This window comes from Bacillus sp. ISL-47, assembly GCF_018613175.1.
Classification (GTDB): domain Bacteria; phylum Bacillota; class Bacilli; order Bacillales; family Cytobacillaceae; genus Cytobacillus.
Map to the genome: position 1 here is coordinate 151,653 of NZ_JAGGQS010000019.1, position 20,464 is coordinate 172,116.

The following is a 20,464-nucleotide window of genomic DNA, read 5'->3' on the forward strand; positions in this document are numbered from 1 at the left end:
TCGTGAGGTGTAAACCAGGGAAGCTAATTCTAATTCTGCTAATAAGCGTGTCAAAGGGAGACCAGGCAGTTCGCTGAGTGAATGGAGCGGAAATAAAAAGGAAAGTTTTAACAGAGTCTTTTAATAAGGCTCTTTCAAGAGGTGAAAGAATGAAAATAGCGGTTAGCGGCGGGGGGACTGGCGGACATATATATCCGGCCCTTGCGCTCATAAGAGAAATTCAAAAAGAACATAGAGATGCCGAATTTCTATATATAGGCACTGAAAAAGGATTGGAAAATACGATAGTCAAACGTGAAAACATACCTTTTAAGTCTATACATATTACCGGTTTTAAGAGGAAGATTTCTTTAGAAAATGTAAAAACAGTGTTAAGGTTTTTAAAGGGAGTCCGTGAAAGCAAAAAAATGCTAAAAGACTTCAAAGCAGACATTGTGATTGGAACGGGCGGATATGTATGCGGCCCTGTGGTTTATGCTGCGGCAAAGCTCGGCATACCGACTGTCATACATGAACAAAACAGTGTTCCGGGATTAACTAATAAGTTTCTTAGCAGATATGTAGATCGCATTGCAGTCTGTTTTGAAGAAGCAAAATCATTTTTTCCTGATAATAAAACTATTTTAACAGGCAATCCTCGTGCTTCTGAAGTACTGGGACAGGATGGTATGAAGGGAAGGCTGTCCGCAGGTTTGAAGACTAGCATGCCCGCTGTTCTGATTTTTGGAGGCAGCAGGGGGGCCAGACCGATAAACGATGCGGTTCTAAAGACACTTGCTGAGCTTGGAGAAAAGCCTTATCAGGTTTTATATATTACCGGTGATGTTCACTACGAGGATGTCAGGAAAGAGGTTGAACTGGTCGGCAGCCCAGAAAATGTAATTATCAAGCCGTTCATCCATAATATGCCGGAAGTTCTTGCGGGTGCTGATCTTGTGGTTTCCCGTGCAGGTGCTACAACATTAGCGGAGATCACTTCCTTGGGCATACCCAGCATTTTAATCCCAAGCCCGTATGTGACCAACAACCACCAGGAAAAGAACGCAAGGGCATTAAGCGACCATGGAGCTGCAGAACTGCTCCTCGAAAAAGAGTTAACAGGCAAGAAACTCATTGATCACATTGACAAAATTATTCTCAATCCAAATAAAATGAATGATATGAAGAAGGCTTCCAGCAATTTAGGAATCCCTGACGCGGCAAAAAGGCTATACGGTATTATGGCGGAATTGGTTTCCAGTAAGCAAAAGTAGCCTTGAAGGCCACATATGCATAGTATAAATAAATTTAGATGCAATAAAGAGAAAGGGAGGTATATATGGACGAATTTATCAGCAAGCTTAGAGATTTGAATATTGGCACAGTCAAAGAAAACGAGCCAATGGCCAATCATACAACTATGAAAATTGGCGGTCCTGCCGATTTGTTTATAGAGCCTTCATCCATAGAAAACCTTGCGAAAACGATGGAACAGATCCGTCAGTATAAAATGAAATGGACTGCAATTGGAAGAGGCTCAAATTTGCTTGTTTCCGATGGCGGCATTGAAGGTGCGGTTATTAAGCTGGGCCGAGGCATGGATGAAATGGAGCTTAATGGTACGGAGTTAAAGGCAGGGGGGGGCTATTCCTTAGTTGCCCTTTCAACGATCATCAGCAAAAAAGGTTTATCAGGCCTTGAATTCGCAAGCGGTATTCCAGGTTCTATCGGAGGTGCCGTTTATATGAATGCAGGTGCTCATGGGTCTGATATTTCTCAAATATTAACCAAAGCCCATATACTATTCGAGGATGGGAAGATGGAATGGCTGTCAAATGAAGAAATGGAATTCTCCTATAGAACATCGGTCCTACAGAAAAAACGGCCTGGAATCGTAGCTGAAGCTGTATTTCAGCTGACAGAGGGGGACAGGGAATTGATTTCTTCTGCAATGCAAAAAAACAAGGATTACCGCAAGGAAACCCAGCCATGGAACTACCCGTGTGCGGGGAGCATTTTCCGAAACCCTCTGCCTGACTATGCTGGCCAGCTGATAGAAAAAGCAGGTTTGAAGGGCCATTCAATAGGCGGAGCACAAATATCCGATATGCACGGGAATTTTATTGTAAATGCAGGGGATGCAAAAGCTGAAGATGTGCTTGCTTTAATCCAGCATGTCAAGGAAACAATATTTGATTTGTATGGTGTGAAAATGGAAACTGAAGTAGAGATAATCGGCCGAAAGTAACGGGGAATAATACCTTACGAATTCCATTTATTGTGATATAATAATTTCTTAGACGTGCAAATCAATGTATTTTTTTTTTTGAAACGGCATGGAAAGCATGCCGTTCTCTTCCCTATTTATCTTGCTTCAGTAAAATTGGACAAGCCGTTCGATAGGGTGTATAAGGGAACGGTCGCCCGTGTATTCGTTTTTCCTATTTTCTAAGAAATTATCTTTAGATGCAAAGTACTGCCTGGCTCCAAAATAGGGCAAACCGCCTGGGGGTAATGGATAGATAATAGCACCTTAATATTGTCTATCCAGGCGCCATCAGCTCGTGGCCTTGATTATTACGGAGCAGGCAGGCTGCATCACCATTTTCAGCGCACGGCCAAAAGCGGCTGCTTTTGGGAGCAGAGGGTACGGCGACGGGCTGCAGGACTGCTGCAGCGAAACATCCCGCGGCCGAGCATTATCTTTCGGTGGGGACTCCTAGTATGTGTAACTCTGTTGGGCGGAAGCCCTGCGCTTTTCTATGTGGGGTGAATTTAAAGTGGAGAAAAGTAAGGTTGTTTCGCTTGAGGATCGAATACCAAAGCTGAAACAGCAGAGGCGTAAAAAAGCGAATAGAAGGCTCATTTTTTTGCTTCTGCTTTTCTTTTCGCTCATTGTTTTAGTTATTTACTTTCAATCGCCCTTAAGCCACATTAAACAAATCAGGGTATCCGGAAATTCAATTTATGATAAAGAAGAAATAATACAAATCAGCGGTGTTACTGAAAAAACAAATATTTGGAAGGTTGAAGAAGAGGTTATCGAGGGTAAGCTTAAAGAGCTGCCTGAAATTAAATCTTCCGATGTGAAAATTCATTTGCCTCACACAATTGCCATTAAGGTGGATGAACTAAAGCGCATTGCCTACATAACAAAAGAGAAACATTATTTGCCTGTGTTGGAGAATGGGAAAATTTTAAAGGATGTAAAGGTAGCCGAGATTCCTGTTAACGCTCCTATCCTTAGCGGATTTTCAGAAGGGGATATACTCGACATGATGATTGGGGAACTGGAGACCTTGCCTGAAGAAGTTTTAAATTCCATATCCGAGATACAGCATACTCCTAAAGAAACTGATTCTTTTCATATTACTCTGTATATGAATGATGGTTTTGAGGTTAGTGCTACTTTAAGAAGTTTTTCAGAAAAAATGGCACATTATCCTTCTATCGTAAGCCAGCTGGACCCTGAAAAAAAAGGCATCATTGACTTAGAAGTAGGCTCTTATTTTAAAGCTTATGAAACAAAGGGAGCTGAAAAGGTTGAAGAAGAAACTGAAGGTGAAGGGTAATCACGTCATTTTCTCATTGGTCTTTCTGGTACTGGGTTATATGATGGCCTTTTCCTACCATCTTACCCAGGGGGAAAATGAAAAAACCGCTCTGACGGGAAAGCAATGGGAAAGAGATTTGGAACTTCGAAATCAGCTGGTTGAACTGGAGGAAAAAAACAGGGCGCTTCAGAAGGAACTGAATCAGAAGCAGGAAAATGTCCTGGAAATTGAAAGAGAGCTGTCCCAGGAAGCTCAGGTCTATTTTAACCTTGCTGAGGATGCTGAAAAATACAGGATGCACCTCGGTAAAGTAAAGGTAAAGGGTGAGGGTGTAGAGGTTACCCTTGCAGATGGAGACTATAATCCAGATGAGGAAAACATCAATAATTATATTGTTCATGAACACCATGTATTTAAGGTCGTTAATGAACTTTATATTTCCGGTGCTGCAGCTGTCTCCATTAACGGTCAGAGACTATCCCACAGCTCTTATGTAGTTTGCAATGGGCCTGTGATTGAAGTAGACGGCTACCAGCATCCTGCACCTTTTGTCATCACGGCTATTGGTGATGCGGATGTCCTTTCGTCAGCTCTGAATTTAACAGGCGGGGTTAAGGATACACTGGTAGATGAAAACATCAAGTTCACATTGGAAAAAAAAGATGAAGTTATAATGGAACCGTTACTGGGAACTTAAAGCCGACCAATTCAATATTCTTCCCTTTTGATGTAAAGATGTGTCCACAAAAGGATCTATACGGGAAAGTAAGGTGGAATTAAAGTGGACAGCAAAAAGAAACTCAGCTTTACTTTTATTACGGTAGTCATTGGCTTTATGATTGCCATACAATTTCAAACTGTAAAAGAACCTGTAGTTCGTGATACGAGGGATACATGGCAGTTAAGAGAAGATTTGCTAAAAGAAAAGGAATTGCAATTGAAGCTGCTTCGCGAGATAAGTTCAAACGAAGAGAAGATTGCCCAGTATGAAACAAAGCGCAAACAAAGCAAGGAACAAGTGCTGCGTGAAACGCTGGAGGAATTAAGAATGGAAGCCGGATTAAGTGAAGTGACAGGACCGGGGATTATTTTGGCCATTGAACCAGTTTATGAGGAGCTTCTATTAGGCAAACAAGTCGAATCTGTCTCGCCTGATTTACTGAAAAGGCTAGTTAATGAACTGAATATGTATGATGCCCAGCATATTTCTATTGATGGGAGGCGGGTCATTAACACTACTGTTATCCGTGATATTAACAGGGAAACAATGGTTGACGGATACGCACTCAACCGGCTGCCCATTGAAATTAAAGTGATAACAGAGAACGCTCAGTCAGCCGAGAAGCTGTTTAACAGAATGCAAGTATCAAAATCGGCAGAGGAATTTTTCATAGATAATCTACGGGTAAAGGTCCATAAACCTGAAGGACCAGTTACCATTCCGGCTTATGACGATGCACTCAGAATCAGATATATGGAGCCTGTGAAACCTGAAGAAGGAGGCAAATCATAATGTGGCTTCCTATTTTAGGATTAATCATCGGGGTTATACTTGGTCTATTGACGGATATAAAAATCCCCGATGAATACTCAAATTACTTATCCATTGCTGTCCTTGCTGCGCTGGACACTCTATTCGGAGGAATTCGGGCACAGCTTCAAAATATCTATGATGAAAAAGTTTTCGTATCCGGATTCTTTTTCAATATTTTGCTCGCCGCAAGTTTAGCTTTTCTGGGTGTTCATCTTGGTGTAGACTTGTATTTAGCAGCCGTTTTTGCGTTTGGAGTCAGGCTTTTCCAAAATATTGCGGTAATTAGGCGCATTTTAATCGCAAAATGGTCCCAAAACCACGAAAAAACAGAAAAAAATTGATATTTAAAAAAGGGAATATATTAGTTTTGACGAATAATTTTATAGATAAACTACTAAATTTGCACAAACAACAAAAAGATAATTGTTGTTCAATAATTGGAATACAAAAGGAGGTGCCAGAGAATGAACAGCAATGAAATATATGTTAGTCTTGACATCGGTACATCCAGTGTGAAAGTAATCATTGGGGAAATGGTCAATGACTCTTTAAATATTATTGGTGTGGGCAATGTGCAGTCTGAAGGGTTACGCAAAGGCTCCATTGTTGATATAGACGAAACCGTTCATTCTATTAAAAAGGCAATAGAACAGGCTGAGAGAATGATAGGAATGGAGATTAAAAATGTGATTGTAGGAATTACCGGCAATCATGTTATGCTTCAACCATCACATGGAGTTGTAGCAGTATCCAGTGAAAACAGGGAAATTACAGACGAGGATGTTGCTAGAGTTATTGATGCGGCACAGGTCGTATCTATCCCCCCTGAAAGGGATATCATTGATGTCATCCCAAAACAGTTCATTGTTGACGGATTGGACGAGATTAGCGATCCCCGCGGAATGATTGGTGTGCGCCTTGAAATGGAAGGCACCATTATTACCGGATCCAAAACAATATTACATAACACACTGCGCTGTGTAGAACGTGCTGGCCTTGAAATTATGGATATTACGCTTCAGCCGCTGGCAGCAGGTGCTTTTGCACTATCGAAAGATGAAAAGAACCTTGGAGTGGCACTTGTTGACATTGGCGGCGGTTCTACAACGATCGCTTTGTTTGAAAATGGAGTGTTAAAGGCAACCAGTGTACTCCCAGTGGGCGGGGACCATATAACAAAAGATTTATCAATTGGCCTTCGCACATCTACAGAAGATGCAGAAAATATTAAGACTAAGCATGGTTATGCATTCTATGACCATGCATCCGAAGATGAAGTATTCAGTGTTCCGATTATTGGCAGTGATCAGCATCAGCAATTTAATCAGCTTGAAATATCGGACATTATTGAGGCGAGAATGGAAGAGATATTTGACCTTATCCAGCACGAGGTGAAGCGCCTTGGAGCAAAGGATCTTCCAGGGGGCTATGTCCTAAGCGGGGGCGTAGCGAATACCCAGGGAATACTTGAATTGGCACAGGTTGTGTTCCAAAATAGGGTACGCATAGCAATCCCTGATTATATTGGTGTAAGGGAACCCCAGTACACTACAGCTGTCGGACTGATCAAGTTTGCTTACAAGAATGCCAAGATACAGGGCAGAAGAATGGAGCAGCCAGTTACAGTTCCTGAAGCAAAAGAGAAGCGAGTTCAGAAACAACAACCGCAACCAAAAACAAAGCCGGAAAAACAGCCGGAAGAAAAAATCACATCAAGAGTTAAAAAGTTCCTCGGATACTTTTTCGAATAACTTGATTTGATTCGCACGGGTTTTGGAAACGGAATAACCAGCCATTGGGCTATCATCAAAAAAGACAAGCACTGCGAAATAGGATGCAAAGCCTCTTTCATTGTGCAAATTAAAAAGCGAATCAGAAAAAGGTGTTCTTAGGAATATCGACGAATTAGGAGGATTAGTCATGTTGGAATTTGATACGAATTTAGATTCATTAGCAACGATAAAAGTAATCGGCGTTGGAGGCGGCGGTAACAATGCAGTAAATAGAATGATTGAGCACGGTGTGCAGGGTGTCGAATTTATTGCAGTCAACACAGATGCACAGGCGCTGAACCTGTCTAAGGCAGAGGTGAAGATGCAAATTGGCGGAAAGCTTACAAGAGGTCTTGGTGCAGGTGCAAACCCTGAGGTAGGCAAAAAAGCAGCTGAAGAAAGCAAGGAGCAGGTTGAAGAAGCTTTAAAAGGCGCAGATATGGTATTTGTTACTGCTGGAATGGGAGGCGGAACTGGAACAGGTGCTGCCCCGGTAATTGCCCAAATCGCCCGTGATCTAGGCGCCTTGACAGTTGGAGTTGTTACCCGCCCATTTACATTTGAAGGCAGAAAGCGTTCAACTCAGGCTGCCGGCGGTATTGCTTCCATGAAAGAAGCTGTGGATACCTTAATTGTTATTCCTAATGACAGGCTGTTAGAAATTGTTGATAAAAGCACTCCGATGCTTGAAGCTTTCCGTGAAGCGGATAATGTTCTTCGACAGGGTGTACAGGGTATTTCCGATTTGATTGCCGTACCTGGACTAATCAACCTTGATTTTGCAGATGTAAAAACGATTATGTCGAATAAAGGATCTGCATTAATGGGAATTGGTGTTGCTGCAGGCGAAAACCGCGCGGCTGAAGCAGCCAAAAAAGCTATTTCATCACCATTGCTTGAAACGTCAATTGACGGCGCTCAGGGGGTTCTGATGAATATCACAGGCGGATCCAATCTAAGCCTGTATGAAGTCCAGGAAGCTGCTGATATTGTTGCTTCTGCGTCAGACCAGGACGTGAACATGATTTTTGGTTCTGTTATTAATGAAAATCTAAAGGATGAAATTGTTGTAACGGTTATTGCGACCGGATTTAACGAGGAAGTCATCCAGCCAAAACCAACCAGACCTTCGTTTGGACAGCCGAAAGCTGCACCAAGCATGGGAACGGTCAAGCGTGAGCAAAAGAGGGAGGAAGCTCCCCAGGAACCTGCAAGAAGCAATCAGTCACACCAGCCGGAAGAAGCTTTGGATATTCCAACCTTCCTCCGCAACCGCAATCGCAGAAGATAATGATCGTACTATAAAAAACCACCTGGAATCAGAGTTTATGATTTCAGGTGGTTTTTTACGAGAAAGTTGCGTAATAGCTATTTTCTGCTGATTTAGCAGTGTGTTGATTGGAGAGGCCAATTTTATAGGGCTATTGTCTCGGAAAAAAGAGGGTGTCCATTTAGGACACCCTCTTTTTGATTTATACAGATTGTGGTTCTTTTAATGCCATTGAAGGACCAAAGAATTCATAACGGATATTTTCTTTTTTGAAACCTGCTTCAAGCAATGCTTCGTACATAGCTTGCATAAACGGTACAGGACCGCACATATAAACCAGGCTATCCATATTGGATACGATGGATTTTAGCCATTCAGATGTTATATAGCCTTCTTTATCGTAGGCCTTCTCTTCCTTATCCTTTTCGGATGGCTTTTCATAACAGAAATAAGCTTTTACTAACTGATTGTTTTCTTCTATATTTTTTATATCCTCAGCAAAAGCGTGCACATTTCCATTGATTGCGGCATGGATAAAGGTAGTTTCGTTAGACAAATCTGAAGCATCAATGTGGCGAAGCATACTCAGCATAGGGGTTATACCAACGCCGCCGCTAAGGAGAACGATCGGTTTGTCAGTCTGTTCAAGAACAAATTCTCCGGCTGGTGCGCTTATTTCGATTTGATCGCCTTCCTTTACTTCATTATGAAGGTAGTTTGATATCTTTCCTTCCGGCTTCTCATTGGTGCCTTCTTCTTTCTTGACAGAAATGCGATAATACGATTTTTCTGGAGAGTCAGATAGGCTGTATTGACGAATGTGTGTATATTCTTCCCCTTGTATATTTAGCTTCACACTAATATATTGGCCAGGCAGATAGTCGGCAATTTCTCCGCCATTAACTGGACTGAAGTAGAATGATGTGATTACATCGCTTTCCTTAACTTTCTTTGTAACGGTAAACGTTCTGAAGTCCTCCCAGCCGCCTGGTTTCTGGCTGGCTTCATCATAAAGGTTCTTTTCCAAGCCGATAAAAGCATCAGCAATAACTCCATATGCTTTTGTCCATGCCTCAATGATTTCGTCGGTAGCTGCTTCTTTAAGAACCTCTTTTATTGCAAGGATTAAATGCTCCCCAACAATTGGATAATGCTCCGGTTTAATTCCTAATGATCGGTGCTTGTGAGCAATCTGAGTTACAACAGGCAGGATGACCTCAAGCTTGTCAATGTATTTTGCAGCGGCATAAACAGAGTTAGCAAGCGCTTTCTGCTGCCTTCCCTGCTTTTGATTTGCATGGTTAAAAATATTTAATAGTTCAGGATGATTTGTAAACATTAGCTTATAAAAGGTTTTAGTGATATCTTCGCCATGTTTTTCAAGTACAGGTACAGTGCTTTTAATAATTTCTATTGTTTTTGTGTCTAGCATCACAGCAAAACTCCTTTTTTATATTTTCACTGTCATTATAGGTCATATAAAAAAGAAAATATGTGATGTACATCACACTATTAAAAAATAACGAAAACAATTAAAGAGCTAAAAAAGGAAAAATACTGACAAAATCCGAAGGGAAATAGGAAAATTTCTATCGTTTTGCTTACAGAAAGTGACACACTTTAACTGCTGTTATGCGCTATACTTTTTTCTAACAGAATCATAGCATCATAACTTCCACAGAATTTCGGAGGTTTTCACTATGGTTTATTTGAGTGCTTAGCTTTTTAAGGGGGAAGATAATTGGCGGTATATTTGGATATTATCTGGGCATTAAACTTTATGTTTGATAGCCTTCTCCTTTATCTGACAGCCATTATTTTAAAGAGGGAAGTTCGTCTCTGGAGAGTTTTTGCGGGAGGCTTGATAGGTTCGGTTATTATTTTATTAATTTTTACCCCATTAAATACCTATTCTGGACACCCCATAACAAAATTATTATTCTCTGTTGCCATGGTATTTACTGCATTTGGCTTTAAACGTTTACGGTTTTTTTTAAAAGGACTTATGACTTTTTATTTTGCTACATTTTTAATTGGAGGATCCTTAATTGGCATCCATTATTTTATTAAATTCGATTTTCAGCTTTCTTCTTCTGTTATGCTAGCAAGTGTTAAAGGATTTGGAGACCCAATCAGCTGGCTGTTCGTGCTGCTGGGCTTTCCGCTAGCCTGGCATTTTTCAAAAAGGAATATTGAAGGAATTGAAATGACCAAAATCCAATATGACTCCCTGGTCCAAGTCCTAATTGTTATTAATGAACGAGAATATCGTTTCAAAGGCTTGATTGACAGCGGCAACCAGCTTTATGATCCTATTTCTAAGATGCCGGTCATGTTTATTTCGATTAAAGACAGGCTTGAACAATTTCCTGAGGAAATAATAAAAATTGCTGGAAACCCTGAAGAAATTATACTAGGCAATGAATCAATCAGCGTTGAATGGGAGCATAAAATGAGGGTTATTCCTTGCAAGGTAGTTGGACAAGAACATCAGCTTATCATTGCTTTTAAACCAGATCGCATCGTTATAGAAAAAGAAAATGACATAATCGAAGCAGAAAGGGGATTAGTCTCTTTTTCACTGCAGCAGCTTTCCGCTGACGATGCGTTCCAATGTATCGTTCATCCTAAAATGCTTACTGGCATAAGCAAAACAAAGCCGGATGCAAAAGTAAGTTAATATACTATACTCTGCAGAAACATATTTTAGAAGGAGGACAATTCATGAAAAAGTTAAAACTTCGCTTATCCTATTATTGGTATAAATTATTAATTAAGCTGGGGATCAAAACAGATGAAGTATATTATATAGGCGGCAGCGAAGCACTCCCTCCTCCTCTCAGCAAGGAAGAAGAAGAAATGCTTCTTATCAAGCTTCCGAAAGGGGATAAAGCTGCAAGATCCATTCTAATTGAAAGAAACCTCAGATTGGTTGTTTATATTGCGAGAAAGTTCGAAAATACCGGCATTAATATAGAGGATTTGATCAGCATCGGAACAATCGGTCTGATTAAAGCGGTTAATACCTTTAACCCTGAGAAAAAAATAAAGCTGGCTACATACGCTTCCCGCTGTATTGAGAATGAGATTCTAATGTACTTAAGAAGAAATAATAAAATTCGCTCTGAAGTCTCCTTCGATGAACCATTAAATATAGATTGGGATGGGAATGAATTGCTGCTTTCCGATGTGCTTGGCACTGAGGATGACATCATTACCAAGGATCTGGAAGCCAATGTTGATAAAAAGCTCCTCCTAAAAGCCTTGCATCAGCTTTCAGACAGAGAGAAGCAAATCATGGAGCTGAGGTTCGGGCTTGGATCAGGCGAAGAAAAAACCCAAAAAGACGTGGCAGATATGCTTGGAATTTCCCAGTCCTATATATCCCGCCTGGAAAAAAGGATTATTAAAAGATTGAAGAAGGAATTTAACAAGATGGTCTAGAAAATTCAGAACAGTTTTTGTGGAATCCTATTAAATATTTTTTTACAAAAATTTGCAAGCGAAAAACCTAGTGGTTATGATGTTTTGGCCATTTGCCCATCCGGCGGGAGTAATAGCCGGTGCATATTTTTCCTGCTCAAGGAGATACTGTTTTTTGTACAGCAGCTCCTGTGAGGAGGGAAATGGATTGACTCGAAATAAAGTAGAAATTTGCGGTGTTGATACTTCAAAGCTTCCAGTTTTAAAAAACGAAGAAATGAGAGAGCTCTTCAAGCAAATGCATAAGGGGGATATAACCGCACGGGAAAAACTCGTCAACGGCAACTTGCGTCTCGTTTTAAGTGTGATCCAGCGATTTAATAACAGAGGCGAATTTGTTGATGACCTGTTCCAGGTCGGCTGTATCGGTCTCATGAAATCTATTGATAATTTTGATTTAAGTCAAAACGTTAAGTTTTCCACCTATGCAGTCCCAATGATTATCGGAGAAATTCGCAGATATCTGAGGGATAATAACCCTATACGCGTATCCCGGTCATTAAGGGATATTGCTTATAAAGCGCTGCAAGTGCGAGAACGCTTGATGAGTAAAACCTCAAGAGAACCGACCGCTGAAGAAATTGCCAAAGAGCTCGATGTTCCGCATGAGGAAATTGTTTTCGCATTGGATGCGATCCAGGATCCCGTCTCCTTATTTGAACCGATCTATAATGATGGTGGAGACCCGATTTACGTGATGGATCAGTTGAGCGATGAACGAAACAAGGATATTCAATGGATTGAGGAAATAGCATTAAAAGAAGGTATGCGGAGACTGAATGAAAGAGAAAAGCTTATTCTAAGGAAGCGCTTCTTCCAGGGAAAAACCCAAATGGAAGTGGCCGAGGAAATTGGCATTTCCCAGGCACAGGTCTCCAGACTGGAAAAAGCCGCTATTAAACAAATGAATAAAAATATTCAAAGCTGAGCAGCCATTTTGGCTGCTTTAGTTTGTCAACAAAAGGGGTTTAGAATGGTGTCATTCAAAAACCCTTTTTGTTTTTATTGGGATTTCATTTTGTATTTGTTTAAGAATAGGCATGCCCCAGTCTGGTTTCTAGGCAATCACCTGAGTTGGCCAGGTCCAGTTGGCCATTTTTTGTATAGATTGTTGTTTTTGCTTAAGAACTCTGCCCATTGATTTCAGCACGGGGCACTCAACGATCCACAGGCCGCCCGCGGAAAGCGAAGCACCTGGAACGGAAATCAACAGACCCATTTCACAGACGCATTAAAAGACTGTAGACAAACCCAATTTTATCGAGATTGTCTACAGTCTGAGCAGCCAATTTGGCTGCTTTTTGCTTTTTACAGCCTAAAGCTTTTATTCTTTTCACTCCTTTTCTAACATTTTTCATAGAGCAGCAAACATATATTTAATAAGAACATAAAATTGGGAGTGAAGTCTCTATGGTGAAAATATCTGAATTTCAGATGAAAGATGTTGTTAATGTTGCGGATGGCAGAAAGCTTGGAAACATAGGTGATATTGACATTAATATAAACACAGGCAAAATTGAAGCTGTTGTTATAGGCGGAGCAGGAAAAGTATTAGGCTTTTTCGGCAAGGATGAGGATATTGTCATTCCATGGAAAAACATATTAAAAATCGGAGAGGATGTCATATTGGTTCGCTATAAAGATACAACTGAACTGAAGCATATCGAGGAAGAAGCGTAAAGAAGCGGTGTTAAAGCTGTAAACGGTCAAGACTGTATGGTAAACTATAGAAAAATAAGATGGGGTTTAAAATATGGAGCCATTTTCTTTAAAGAATAGAGAGTATTTTGTGATAAAAGAATGGACAGATCGTTTTCCTAATATAACAGCCGGATTCACAACCAAAAATGGCGGCTGCAGCCAAAATGAGTTTGAAGGCCTTAATGTAGGGTTGCATGTGAAAGACAGCTATGAAGCGGTCAGCCAAAATCGTAAGCATGTGGCTGGCTTGCTTGGTTTTTCTCCAGATAGGTGGGTTGGTGCGGAACAAACACACGAAGTAAGAATCCAAAAGGTATCCAAGGAAGACCAGGGTAAGGGCTCGTTAATATATGAGGACTCTTTTCCGGGCACTGACGGTTTTTTTACATATGATACAGGTGTATTATTAACTCTTTGTTACGCAGATTGTGTGCCCCTTTATTTTTTGCACGAAAAAACAGGAGCGATTGGCATTGCCCATGCAGGCTGGAAGGGTACAGTCGAGGGAATTGGCAAAAAAATGGCCGAGTTCTACCGCAATGAAGGAATTGATTTACGTGAGGTTCAAGCAGTGATCGGGCCTTCCATATGCGAAAATTGTTACATTGTTGATGATCGTGTCATTTCAAAAGTGCAAAAAATACTAGAAGATGTCGAGATAAAGCCATATAATTTAATTAATGACAATCAGTACCATCTGGACTTGAAAAAGCTGAACATGCAAATTCTTTTGAATGCAGGTATTTTAGAAGATAATATATTAATTACGGAATATTGTACAAGCTGCGATAAGGACTATTTCTTCTCCCATAGAAGAGATAAAGGGAGAACTGGCAGAATGATGAGCTTTATCGGATGGAAGGAGGAAGTCTGAAGTCAAATGAAAGTTGAAGAAAATTTAAAGCAAATAAAGTCCGCCATTCTGGAAGTATGCGAAAAAGCGGGGCGTAATCCTGATGAAATCACAGTTATTGCTGTTACTAAATATGTTTCAATAGAAAGAGCCCAAGAAGCTTTTGTGGCTGGAATTGAGAATTTAGGAGAAAACAGAGATGATGGACTCCTTGCCAAGTGGGAAGTTTTAAAGGACAAGCCGACCTGGCACTTTATCGGTACACTTCAAACCAGGAAGGTAAAAAACATTATTGATAAGGTTGATTTTATCCATTCATTGGATCGGATATCGCTTGCAAAGGAAATTGATAAACGGGCAGCGAAAAAAATTAATTGTTTTGTTCAGGTTAATGTTTCAGGAGAAGAGTCCAAACAGGGAATTAACCCTGAAGACGTAGCTGCATTCATTTCAAGCCTTGAAGAGTTTAAGAACCTGAACATTATCGGGCTTATGACGATGGCACCGTTCACTTCCGATGAAGATTTGCTTCGTTCCTGTTTCCGCAAACTGAAGGACCTTCAAGCAGAGGTGAGAGACCTTAATTACGATTTTGCTCCATGCACTGAGCTTTCCATGGGCATGTCAAACGATTTTGCCATTGCTATTGAAGAAGGGGCTACCATGGTGAGAATTGGAACTGCTTTAGTAGGCGAAAAGGATCAGGAGGTTCAATAAAATGAGTATAAAATCAAAATTTAAAACATTTTTCTTCCTGGATGATGAATATGACTATAAGGAAGAGGAAATCATCGAAGAAGAAAGAGAACCGGTAAAGCAGGCGCAGAAACAGCAGCAGCCAGTTCAAAAACAAAATGTCGTCAGCCTGCAAAGTGTGCAGAAATCGTCTAAAGTAGTACTGGTTGAGCCGCGTATGTATGCGGAAGCACAGGATATTGCCGATCAGTTAAAGAATAGAAGGGCCGTTGTGGTGAACCTGCAAAGAATCGATAAGGATCAGGCCAAACGGATCGTTGATTTTTTAAGCGGAACTGTTTATGCCATCGGCGGAGATATTCAAAAGGTTGGAACAGATATTTTCTTATGCACGCCTGATAATGTGGAAGTTTCAGGAAGCATCTCTCAATTGATGAAGGAACAAGAATTCGAAAGTACGAGGTGGTAACACTTAATGGAATTTTTATTTGGAATCTTATCACAAGCAATTTATTATTATTCATGGGCATTAATCATTTATATTCTGCTGTCCTGGTTTCCGAATGCGAGAGAGTCAGCTTTTGGCCAGTTTCTTGCCAGAATTTGCGAACCATATCTTGAACCATTCCGTAAGATCATTCCTCCGCTTGGCATGATTGATATTTCACCAATCGTTGCCATTTTGGTCCTGCGTTTTGCTACTGGAGGATTGCACCAGTTGTATCAATGGATTGCTTAAGCATAAAAAGGGGGCTAATAAGGCCCTTTTTTATTTTGTAAAAAGGAGGCTTGGGTTTGAATGAGCATCTATCAGCACTTCCGTCCGGAAGAAAAAGAGTTTATTGACCAGGTCCTCAATTGGAAGGATCAGGCAGAAAATACATATGCTCCAAAGCTCACCGATTTTCTTGATCCGAGGGAGCAGCATATTCTTAAGAGCATCATAGGACAGCATTCAGGAATACAGTGTGATTTATTTGGAGGTATACCAAATTCGGAGAGGAAAAGGGCTCTTATATTCCCGGATTATTACCAACCAGATGAGGAAGATTTTCAAATCTGCTTATTTGAAGTTGACTATCCTAAAAAGTTTGTTACACTCGAGCATCCCCAGGTTTTAGGCAGCCTGATGTCTCTTGGATTAAAGCGGGGAAAATTCGGTGATATTCTATTCGATAACGACAGGATCCAATTTTTTGTTTCTGAAGAAGTGGAGGACTATATTCGCCTGCAGCTGGAGACCATCGGCAGAGCCTCCGTTACTCTAAGGAAGCAGCCCTTTGCTAAAACAATCCAAACTAGCGAGGAGTGGCGGGAATACTCGGTCACATCTTCATCCTTAAGGCTTGATACAGTCATTTCAGCGGTATACAGTATCTCCAGGCAAAAATCACAGCTTTTTATCCAGCAGGGGCTGGTTAAAGTCAATTGGACATTACTTGAAAACCCCTCCTTTGAATGCAAAGAAGGAGATATGATTTCAGTCAGGGGACAAGGGCGCTCCAAAATCATGGAGATTGAAGGGAAAACCAAGAAGGATAAATGGAGAATTATCGCTGGAAGGCAAAAATAATTTATAATAATGCAGGAATTTGATGCAAGCTGTCGAATAAATAAATCAAAAGATAGCGGAGTCTGTTATAATGAAAGGGAACCAGCAGGCTCGGACAAATTTTTACATAAGAACAACAGATCTGGGAGGTGGCACCTATGCCATTAACACCGTTAGATATTCATAACAAGGAATTCAGTAAAGGGTTCCGCGGATATGATGAAGATGAAGTAAATGAGTTCCTCGATCAAATCATTAAAGATTATGAAATCCTGATTAGGGAAAAAAAGGAACTTGAAGAAAAACTCAATGAAGTTAACGATCGCATTGGCCACTTTACAACAATTGAAGAGACTTTGAATAAATCCATTGTGGTGGCACAGGAAGCTGCAGAAGAAGTCAAGCGCAATGCACATAAGGAGGCAAAGCTGATCATTAAAGAAGCGGAAAAGAATGCTGACCGGATTGTTAATGAGTCATTATCGAAAGCACGAAAAATCGCATTGGATATCGAAGACCTGAAGAAACAATCCAAAGTATTCAGAACCCGTTTCAAAATGCTCGTTGAAGCACAGCTTGATATGCTGAATAACGATGATTGGGATCATTTAATGGAGTATAAGCTTGACTCTACAGACCTAAAATCATTAAAAGAAGAGGAAGAATCACTGGCTTGACGAAAGCTTTAGATATCGCATATACTTTTATAACAAAGTAAATACCATGATTATAAACGATGAGAGGGAAAGTACAGTTTTTTTAGCTTAAGTGCAGAAGTGCATGCTCACTCTGTTAGCGAGCCGGGGATGGTGGAAGCCCGGGGATAAGCAGAAAATTGGAAAATCACCCTTGAGTTCCTTGCCGAACATTCTTTAGAACCAGTAGGCCAAGGCGAATCATTCACGTTAAGAATGCTTTGAGCGGATGGAATGATAATTCCGTCTACAAGGGTGGTACCGCGGGAGAATAAAACCTTCTCGTCCCTTTTTGGGATGAGAGGGTTTTTTGTGTTTTATAATGATTTATCTGCTCTAACATTGGCAATCATGGTATTTAATGAGTTTGTCGCAGTCTAATGGGCGGTAGGAATCCCTCTTTAAGACTCAGAGAAATCGAAAGGGATAAGTGGGAGTCCAACTGACCGTAGAGGCCCGATTGGTTCAACTAACAATCAATGGGGATGAAGGCCCCCACTGATTGAAGTTTCACTTTATACAGGAGGAAAATGGAATGGATTACAAAGATAGTTTATTAATGCCAAAAACAGAATTCCCGATGCGCGGGAATCTTCCAAAGCGCGAACCTGAGGTCCAGGCTAAATGGGAAGAAATGAATATTTATGAAAAGGTACAGGAACGCACTAAAGGCCGTCCGATATTTGTGCTGCACGATGGCCCTCCATATGCAAACGGCGATATTCACATTGGCCATGCACTGAACAAAATTTTGAAGGATTTCATTGTCCGTTCCAAGTCTATGACCGGATACAATGCCCCATATGTTCCCGGATGGGATACACATGGTTTGCCGATTGAGCAGGCTTTGACAAATAAAGGGGTAAAAAGAAAAGAAATGAGTGTTGCGGAATTCCGTAAACTTTGCGAAGAGTACGCTTATGAGCAAATTGACAGCCAACGGGGACAATTTAAGCGTTTGGGTGTACGCGGTGATTGGGAGAACCCCTATATCACTTTGAAGCCTGAGTATGAGGCACAGCAAATTAAAGTATTTGGAGAAATGGCTAAAAAGGGCTACATTTACAAGGGTAAAAAGCCTGTTTATTGGTCTCCGTCATCTGAATCTGCATTGGCTGAAGCTGAAATTGAATATAAAGATAAACGTTCACCATCGATTTATGTCGGATTTAAAGTAAAAGATGGAAAGAACGTATTAGATAACGATACGCAAATCATCATTTGGACAACAACACCTTGGACGATTCCTGCCAACCTTGGAATTTCTGTTCATCCGGAGCTTAATTATGCTGTTGCTGAAGCAAGTGGCCAAAAATATCTTGTTGCTGAAGATTTATTGTCGTCAGTCGCAAAAGAGTTCGAATGGGAAGACCATAATGTTGTGAAAACAATTAAAGGAAGCGATCTGGAGCATGTAATTGCTGAGCATCCCCTTTATGGACGTGACTCCCTTGTGATGCTGGGCGAGCATGTAACTACAGATGCTGGTACTGGCTGTGTTCACACAGCTCCTGGCCATGGGGAAGACGATTTCCATGTTGGTATGAAATACGGATTGGACGTATTATGCCCGGTAGATGATAAAGGAAACATGACAAATGAAGCTCCCGGTTTTGAAGACTTGTTCTATGATGCAGCCAACAAACCAATCACGGAAAAGCTTGAGGAAGTTGGCGCTTTATTAAAGCTAACATTCATTACTCACTCTTATCCGCATGACTGGAGAACAAAAAAGCCGGTTATTTTCCGTGCGACAGCACAATGGTTTGCATCCATTAAGGATTTCCGCAATGAACTTTTAGAAGCTGTTAAGGAAACGAATTGGTATCCTGCATGGGGTGAAACGAGACTGTTCAACATGGTCCGCGACCGCGGAGATTGGTGTATTTCCCGTCAGCGCGTCTGGGGTGTTCCAATTCCTGTCTTTTATGCTGAAAGTGGAGAAGAAATCATTACAGATGAGACAATCGAACATGTGTCAAATCTTTTCCGCGAAAATGGTTCAAATATTTGGTTTGAAAAAGAAGCCAAGGAATTGCTTCCTGAAGGGTTCACTCATCCTGGCAGCCCGAACGGCCAATTTACGAAAGAAACGGATATCATGGACGTTTGGTTTGACTCTGGTTCTTCCCACCAGGCTGTTCTTTTAGAACGAGATGATCTTCAGCGTCCTGCGGACTTATACCTTGAGGGATCCGACCAGTACCGTGGTTGGTTTAACTCTTCGTTATCGACTGCAGTTGCTGTGACAGGAAAAGCTCCTTATAAAGGTGTTCTAAGCCATGGTTTTACCCTGGACGGCGAAGGCAGAAAAATGAGTAAGTCCATCGGCAACGTTGTTGTGCCGGCTAAAGTTATGAACCAGCTTGGTGCTGACATCCTTCGTTTATGGGTTGCGTCTGTTGATTACCAGGCAGATGTCCGTGTTTCCGATGCAATCTTGAAACAGGTTGCTGAAGTGTACCGCAAGATCCGCAACACTTTCCGTTTCTTGCTTGGAAATCTTGCTGACTTTAATCCTGCAACTGATTCAGTTGCATTTGAAAATCTGCGTGAAGTTGATCAGTTCATGCTTGTTAAGCTTAATAAATTGATTAAGAGCGTGCGTGAGTCTTATGACCGCTATGAATTTGCAGGCATCTACCACGCAGTCAATAATTTCTGTACATTGGATCTAAGTGCGTTTTATCTTGATTTTGCAAAAGATGTTCTCTACATTGAAGCAAAAGATAATGCAGAGCGCCGTGCGATCCAAACAGTACTTTATGAGAGCCTGATTGCTCTTACAAAACTTGTAGCGCCAATTCTGTCCCATACAGCAGATGAAGTTTGGAGCTTTATCCCAAATGTGCAAGAAGAGAGTGTACAATTAACTGATATGCCGGAATATCAAGAGCTTCCAAATGCGAAGCAGCTTGAAGAAAAATGGACGGCATTTATGAAGCTTCGCGATGACGTTTTAAAGGCATTGGAAGAAGCCCGCAATGAAAAGGTTATCGGTAAATCACTGACAGCGAAAGTCACTCTTTATGTTAACGATCATGCTAAAAACCTACTGGATTCTATCCAGGAAAACCTTCAGCAGCTCTTTATCGTTTCTGGCTTTGAAGTAGCAGGCAGCCTGGAAGATGCTCCTGAAAACGCAATGAAATTTGAAAACTCCGCAATTGCTGTTACCAAAGCAGAAGGTGAGACATGCGAGCGCTGCTGGACAGTAACACCGGAAGTTGGCCAGACTGAAGGCTACGATACACTTTGCCCTCGCTGTGCTGATGTTGTAAAAAATAACTATAGCCATTTGGCGTAATAATTGAACAGTCCCCTGGTTCAGGGGGCTGTTTTATTTTAGGCTATGTACCTTCTTGGACTTTATTT

Annotated in this window: 20 protein-coding genes and 1 other annotated feature; of the genes, 19 read left to right on the forward strand and 1 reads right to left on the reverse strand. The window is 41.0% G+C overall.

Features of this window, described 5'->3' with window-relative positions; all coding sequences use genetic code 11:
- The first annotated feature begins 149 nt into the window (after positions 1–149).
- The 8 genes from murG to ftsZ all read left to right on the forward strand — a co-directional run bounded on the left by murG (position 150) and on the right by ftsZ (position 8,130).
- Complete coding sequence (gene murG / locus J7I93_RS07090; protein ID WP_214724698.1) at positions 150–1,253, forward strand: undecaprenyldiphospho-muramoylpentapeptide beta-N-acetylglucosaminyltransferase; 1,104 nt, start codon at positions 150–152, stop codon at positions 1,251–1,253.
- 65 nt (positions 1,254–1,318) lie between these two features.
- The gene (murB, locus tag J7I93_RS07095) at positions 1,319–2,227 is read left to right on the forward strand and encodes a UDP-N-acetylmuramate dehydrogenase (RefSeq protein ID WP_214724700.1); all 909 of its coding nucleotides are present in this window, start codon (positions 1,319–1,321) and stop codon (positions 2,225–2,227) included.
- Between the two features lie 532 nt (positions 2,228–2,759).
- On the forward strand, positions 2,760–3,551 hold the full coding sequence (locus J7I93_RS07100) for a cell division protein FtsQ/DivIB (RefSeq protein WP_214724702.1): 792 nt from the start codon (positions 2,760–2,762) through the stop codon (positions 3,549–3,551).
- Positions 3,499–4,230, forward strand: a complete 732-nt coding sequence (locus J7I93_RS07105; protein WP_214724704.1) for a DUF881 domain-containing protein — start codon at positions 3,499–3,501, stop codon at positions 4,228–4,230. Before J7I93_RS07100 ends, J7I93_RS07105 begins: the two co-directional genes overlap by 53 nt.
- Before the next feature lie 84 nt (positions 4,231–4,314).
- The gene (locus tag J7I93_RS07110; RefSeq protein WP_214724706.1) at positions 4,315–5,046 is read left to right on the forward strand and encodes a DUF881 domain-containing protein; all 732 of its coding nucleotides are present in this window, start codon (positions 4,315–4,317) and stop codon (positions 5,044–5,046) included.
- Complete coding sequence (locus tag J7I93_RS07115) at positions 5,046–5,408, forward strand: small basic family protein (protein WP_214724708.1); 363 nt, start codon at positions 5,046–5,048, stop codon at positions 5,406–5,408. The genes J7I93_RS07110 and J7I93_RS07115 overlap by 1 nt, the downstream gene beginning before the upstream one ends.
- A gap of 123 nt (positions 5,409–5,531) precedes the next feature.
- Positions 5,532–6,818, forward strand: coding sequence for a cell division protein FtsA (ftsA, locus tag J7I93_RS07120; protein ID WP_214724710.1), 1,287 nt, complete (start codon positions 5,532–5,534; stop codon positions 6,816–6,818).
- Between the two features lie 169 nt (positions 6,819–6,987).
- Entirely contained in the window at positions 6,988–8,130 is a 1,143-nt protein-coding gene (gene ftsZ / locus J7I93_RS07125) for a cell division protein FtsZ (RefSeq protein ID WP_214724712.1), read from the forward strand.
- A gap of 181 nt (positions 8,131–8,311) precedes the next feature.
- On the opposite strand, the gene hmpA is transcribed toward ftsZ, so the two are convergent.
- A complete protein-coding gene (hmpA, locus tag J7I93_RS07130) occupies positions 8,312–9,541 on the reverse strand; it encodes an NO-inducible flavohemoprotein (RefSeq protein ID WP_214724714.1) in 1,230 nt (409 codons plus the stop codon).
- Between the two features lie 309 nt (positions 9,542–9,850).
- Between hmpA and spoIIGA the strand changes: the two genes are divergently transcribed.
- The 11 genes from spoIIGA to ileS all read left to right on the forward strand — a co-directional run bounded on the left by spoIIGA (position 9,851) and on the right by ileS (position 20,396).
- Complete coding sequence (gene spoIIGA / locus J7I93_RS07135) at positions 9,851–10,789, forward strand: sigma-E processing peptidase SpoIIGA (protein WP_214724716.1); 939 nt, start codon at positions 9,851–9,853, stop codon at positions 10,787–10,789.
- A 44-nt stretch (positions 10,790–10,833) separates the two neighbouring features.
- Positions 10,834–11,553 carry an RNA polymerase sporulation sigma factor SigE gene (sigE, locus tag J7I93_RS07140; RefSeq protein WP_009330857.1) on the forward strand — a complete coding sequence of 240 codons (720 nt, stop codon included), beginning with the start codon at positions 10,834–10,836 and terminating at the stop codon, positions 11,551–11,553.
- 187 nt (positions 11,554–11,740) lie between these two features.
- Positions 11,741–12,520 carry an RNA polymerase sporulation sigma factor SigG gene (gene sigG / locus J7I93_RS07145; RefSeq protein ID WP_026041699.1) on the forward strand — a complete coding sequence of 260 codons (780 nt, stop codon included), beginning with the start codon at positions 11,741–11,743 and terminating at the stop codon, positions 12,518–12,520.
- Positions 12,521–13,002: 482 nt separating this feature from the next.
- The gene (locus tag J7I93_RS07150; RefSeq protein WP_214724718.1) at positions 13,003–13,272 is read left to right on the forward strand and encodes a YlmC/YmxH family sporulation protein; all 270 of its coding nucleotides are present in this window, start codon (positions 13,003–13,005) and stop codon (positions 13,270–13,272) included.
- Between the two features lie 73 nt (positions 13,273–13,345).
- The gene (gene pgeF, locus J7I93_RS07155; RefSeq protein WP_214724720.1) at positions 13,346–14,167 is read left to right on the forward strand and encodes a peptidoglycan editing factor PgeF; all 822 of its coding nucleotides are present in this window, start codon (positions 13,346–13,348) and stop codon (positions 14,165–14,167) included.
- A 6-nt stretch (positions 14,168–14,173) separates the two neighbouring features.
- Positions 14,174–14,863 (forward strand): YggS family pyridoxal phosphate-dependent enzyme, encoded by a 690-nt coding sequence (locus J7I93_RS07160; RefSeq protein ID WP_214724722.1) that lies wholly within the window; start codon positions 14,174–14,176, stop codon positions 14,861–14,863.
- Between the two features lies 1 nt (position 14,864).
- Positions 14,865–15,311, forward strand: a complete 447-nt coding sequence (locus J7I93_RS07165; RefSeq protein ID WP_214724724.1) for a cell division protein SepF — start codon at positions 14,865–14,867, stop codon at positions 15,309–15,311.
- A 6-nt stretch (positions 15,312–15,317) separates the two neighbouring features.
- On the forward strand, positions 15,318–15,581 hold the full coding sequence (locus tag J7I93_RS07170; RefSeq protein WP_144542425.1) for a YggT family protein: 264 nt from the start codon (positions 15,318–15,320) through the stop codon (positions 15,579–15,581).
- Between the two features lie 60 nt (positions 15,582–15,641).
- Positions 15,642–16,415 (forward strand): YlmH family RNA-binding protein, encoded by a 774-nt coding sequence (locus J7I93_RS07175; RefSeq protein WP_214724727.1) that lies wholly within the window; start codon positions 15,642–15,644, stop codon positions 16,413–16,415.
- A gap of 137 nt (positions 16,416–16,552) precedes the next feature.
- Positions 16,553–17,071, forward strand: a complete 519-nt coding sequence (locus J7I93_RS07180) for a DivIVA domain-containing protein (RefSeq protein WP_110065760.1) — start codon at positions 16,553–16,555, stop codon at positions 17,069–17,071.
- A 50-nt stretch (positions 17,072–17,121) separates the two neighbouring features.
- Positions 17,122–17,382 (forward strand) — a binding site (T-box leader).
- Between the two features lie 242 nt (positions 17,383–17,624).
- Positions 17,625–20,396: an isoleucine--tRNA ligase gene (gene ileS / locus J7I93_RS07185; RefSeq protein ID WP_214724729.1), complete on the forward strand. Its 2,772-nt coding sequence runs from the start codon at positions 17,625–17,627 to the stop codon at positions 20,394–20,396.
- The last annotated feature ends 68 nt before the right edge of the window (positions 20,397–20,464 follow it).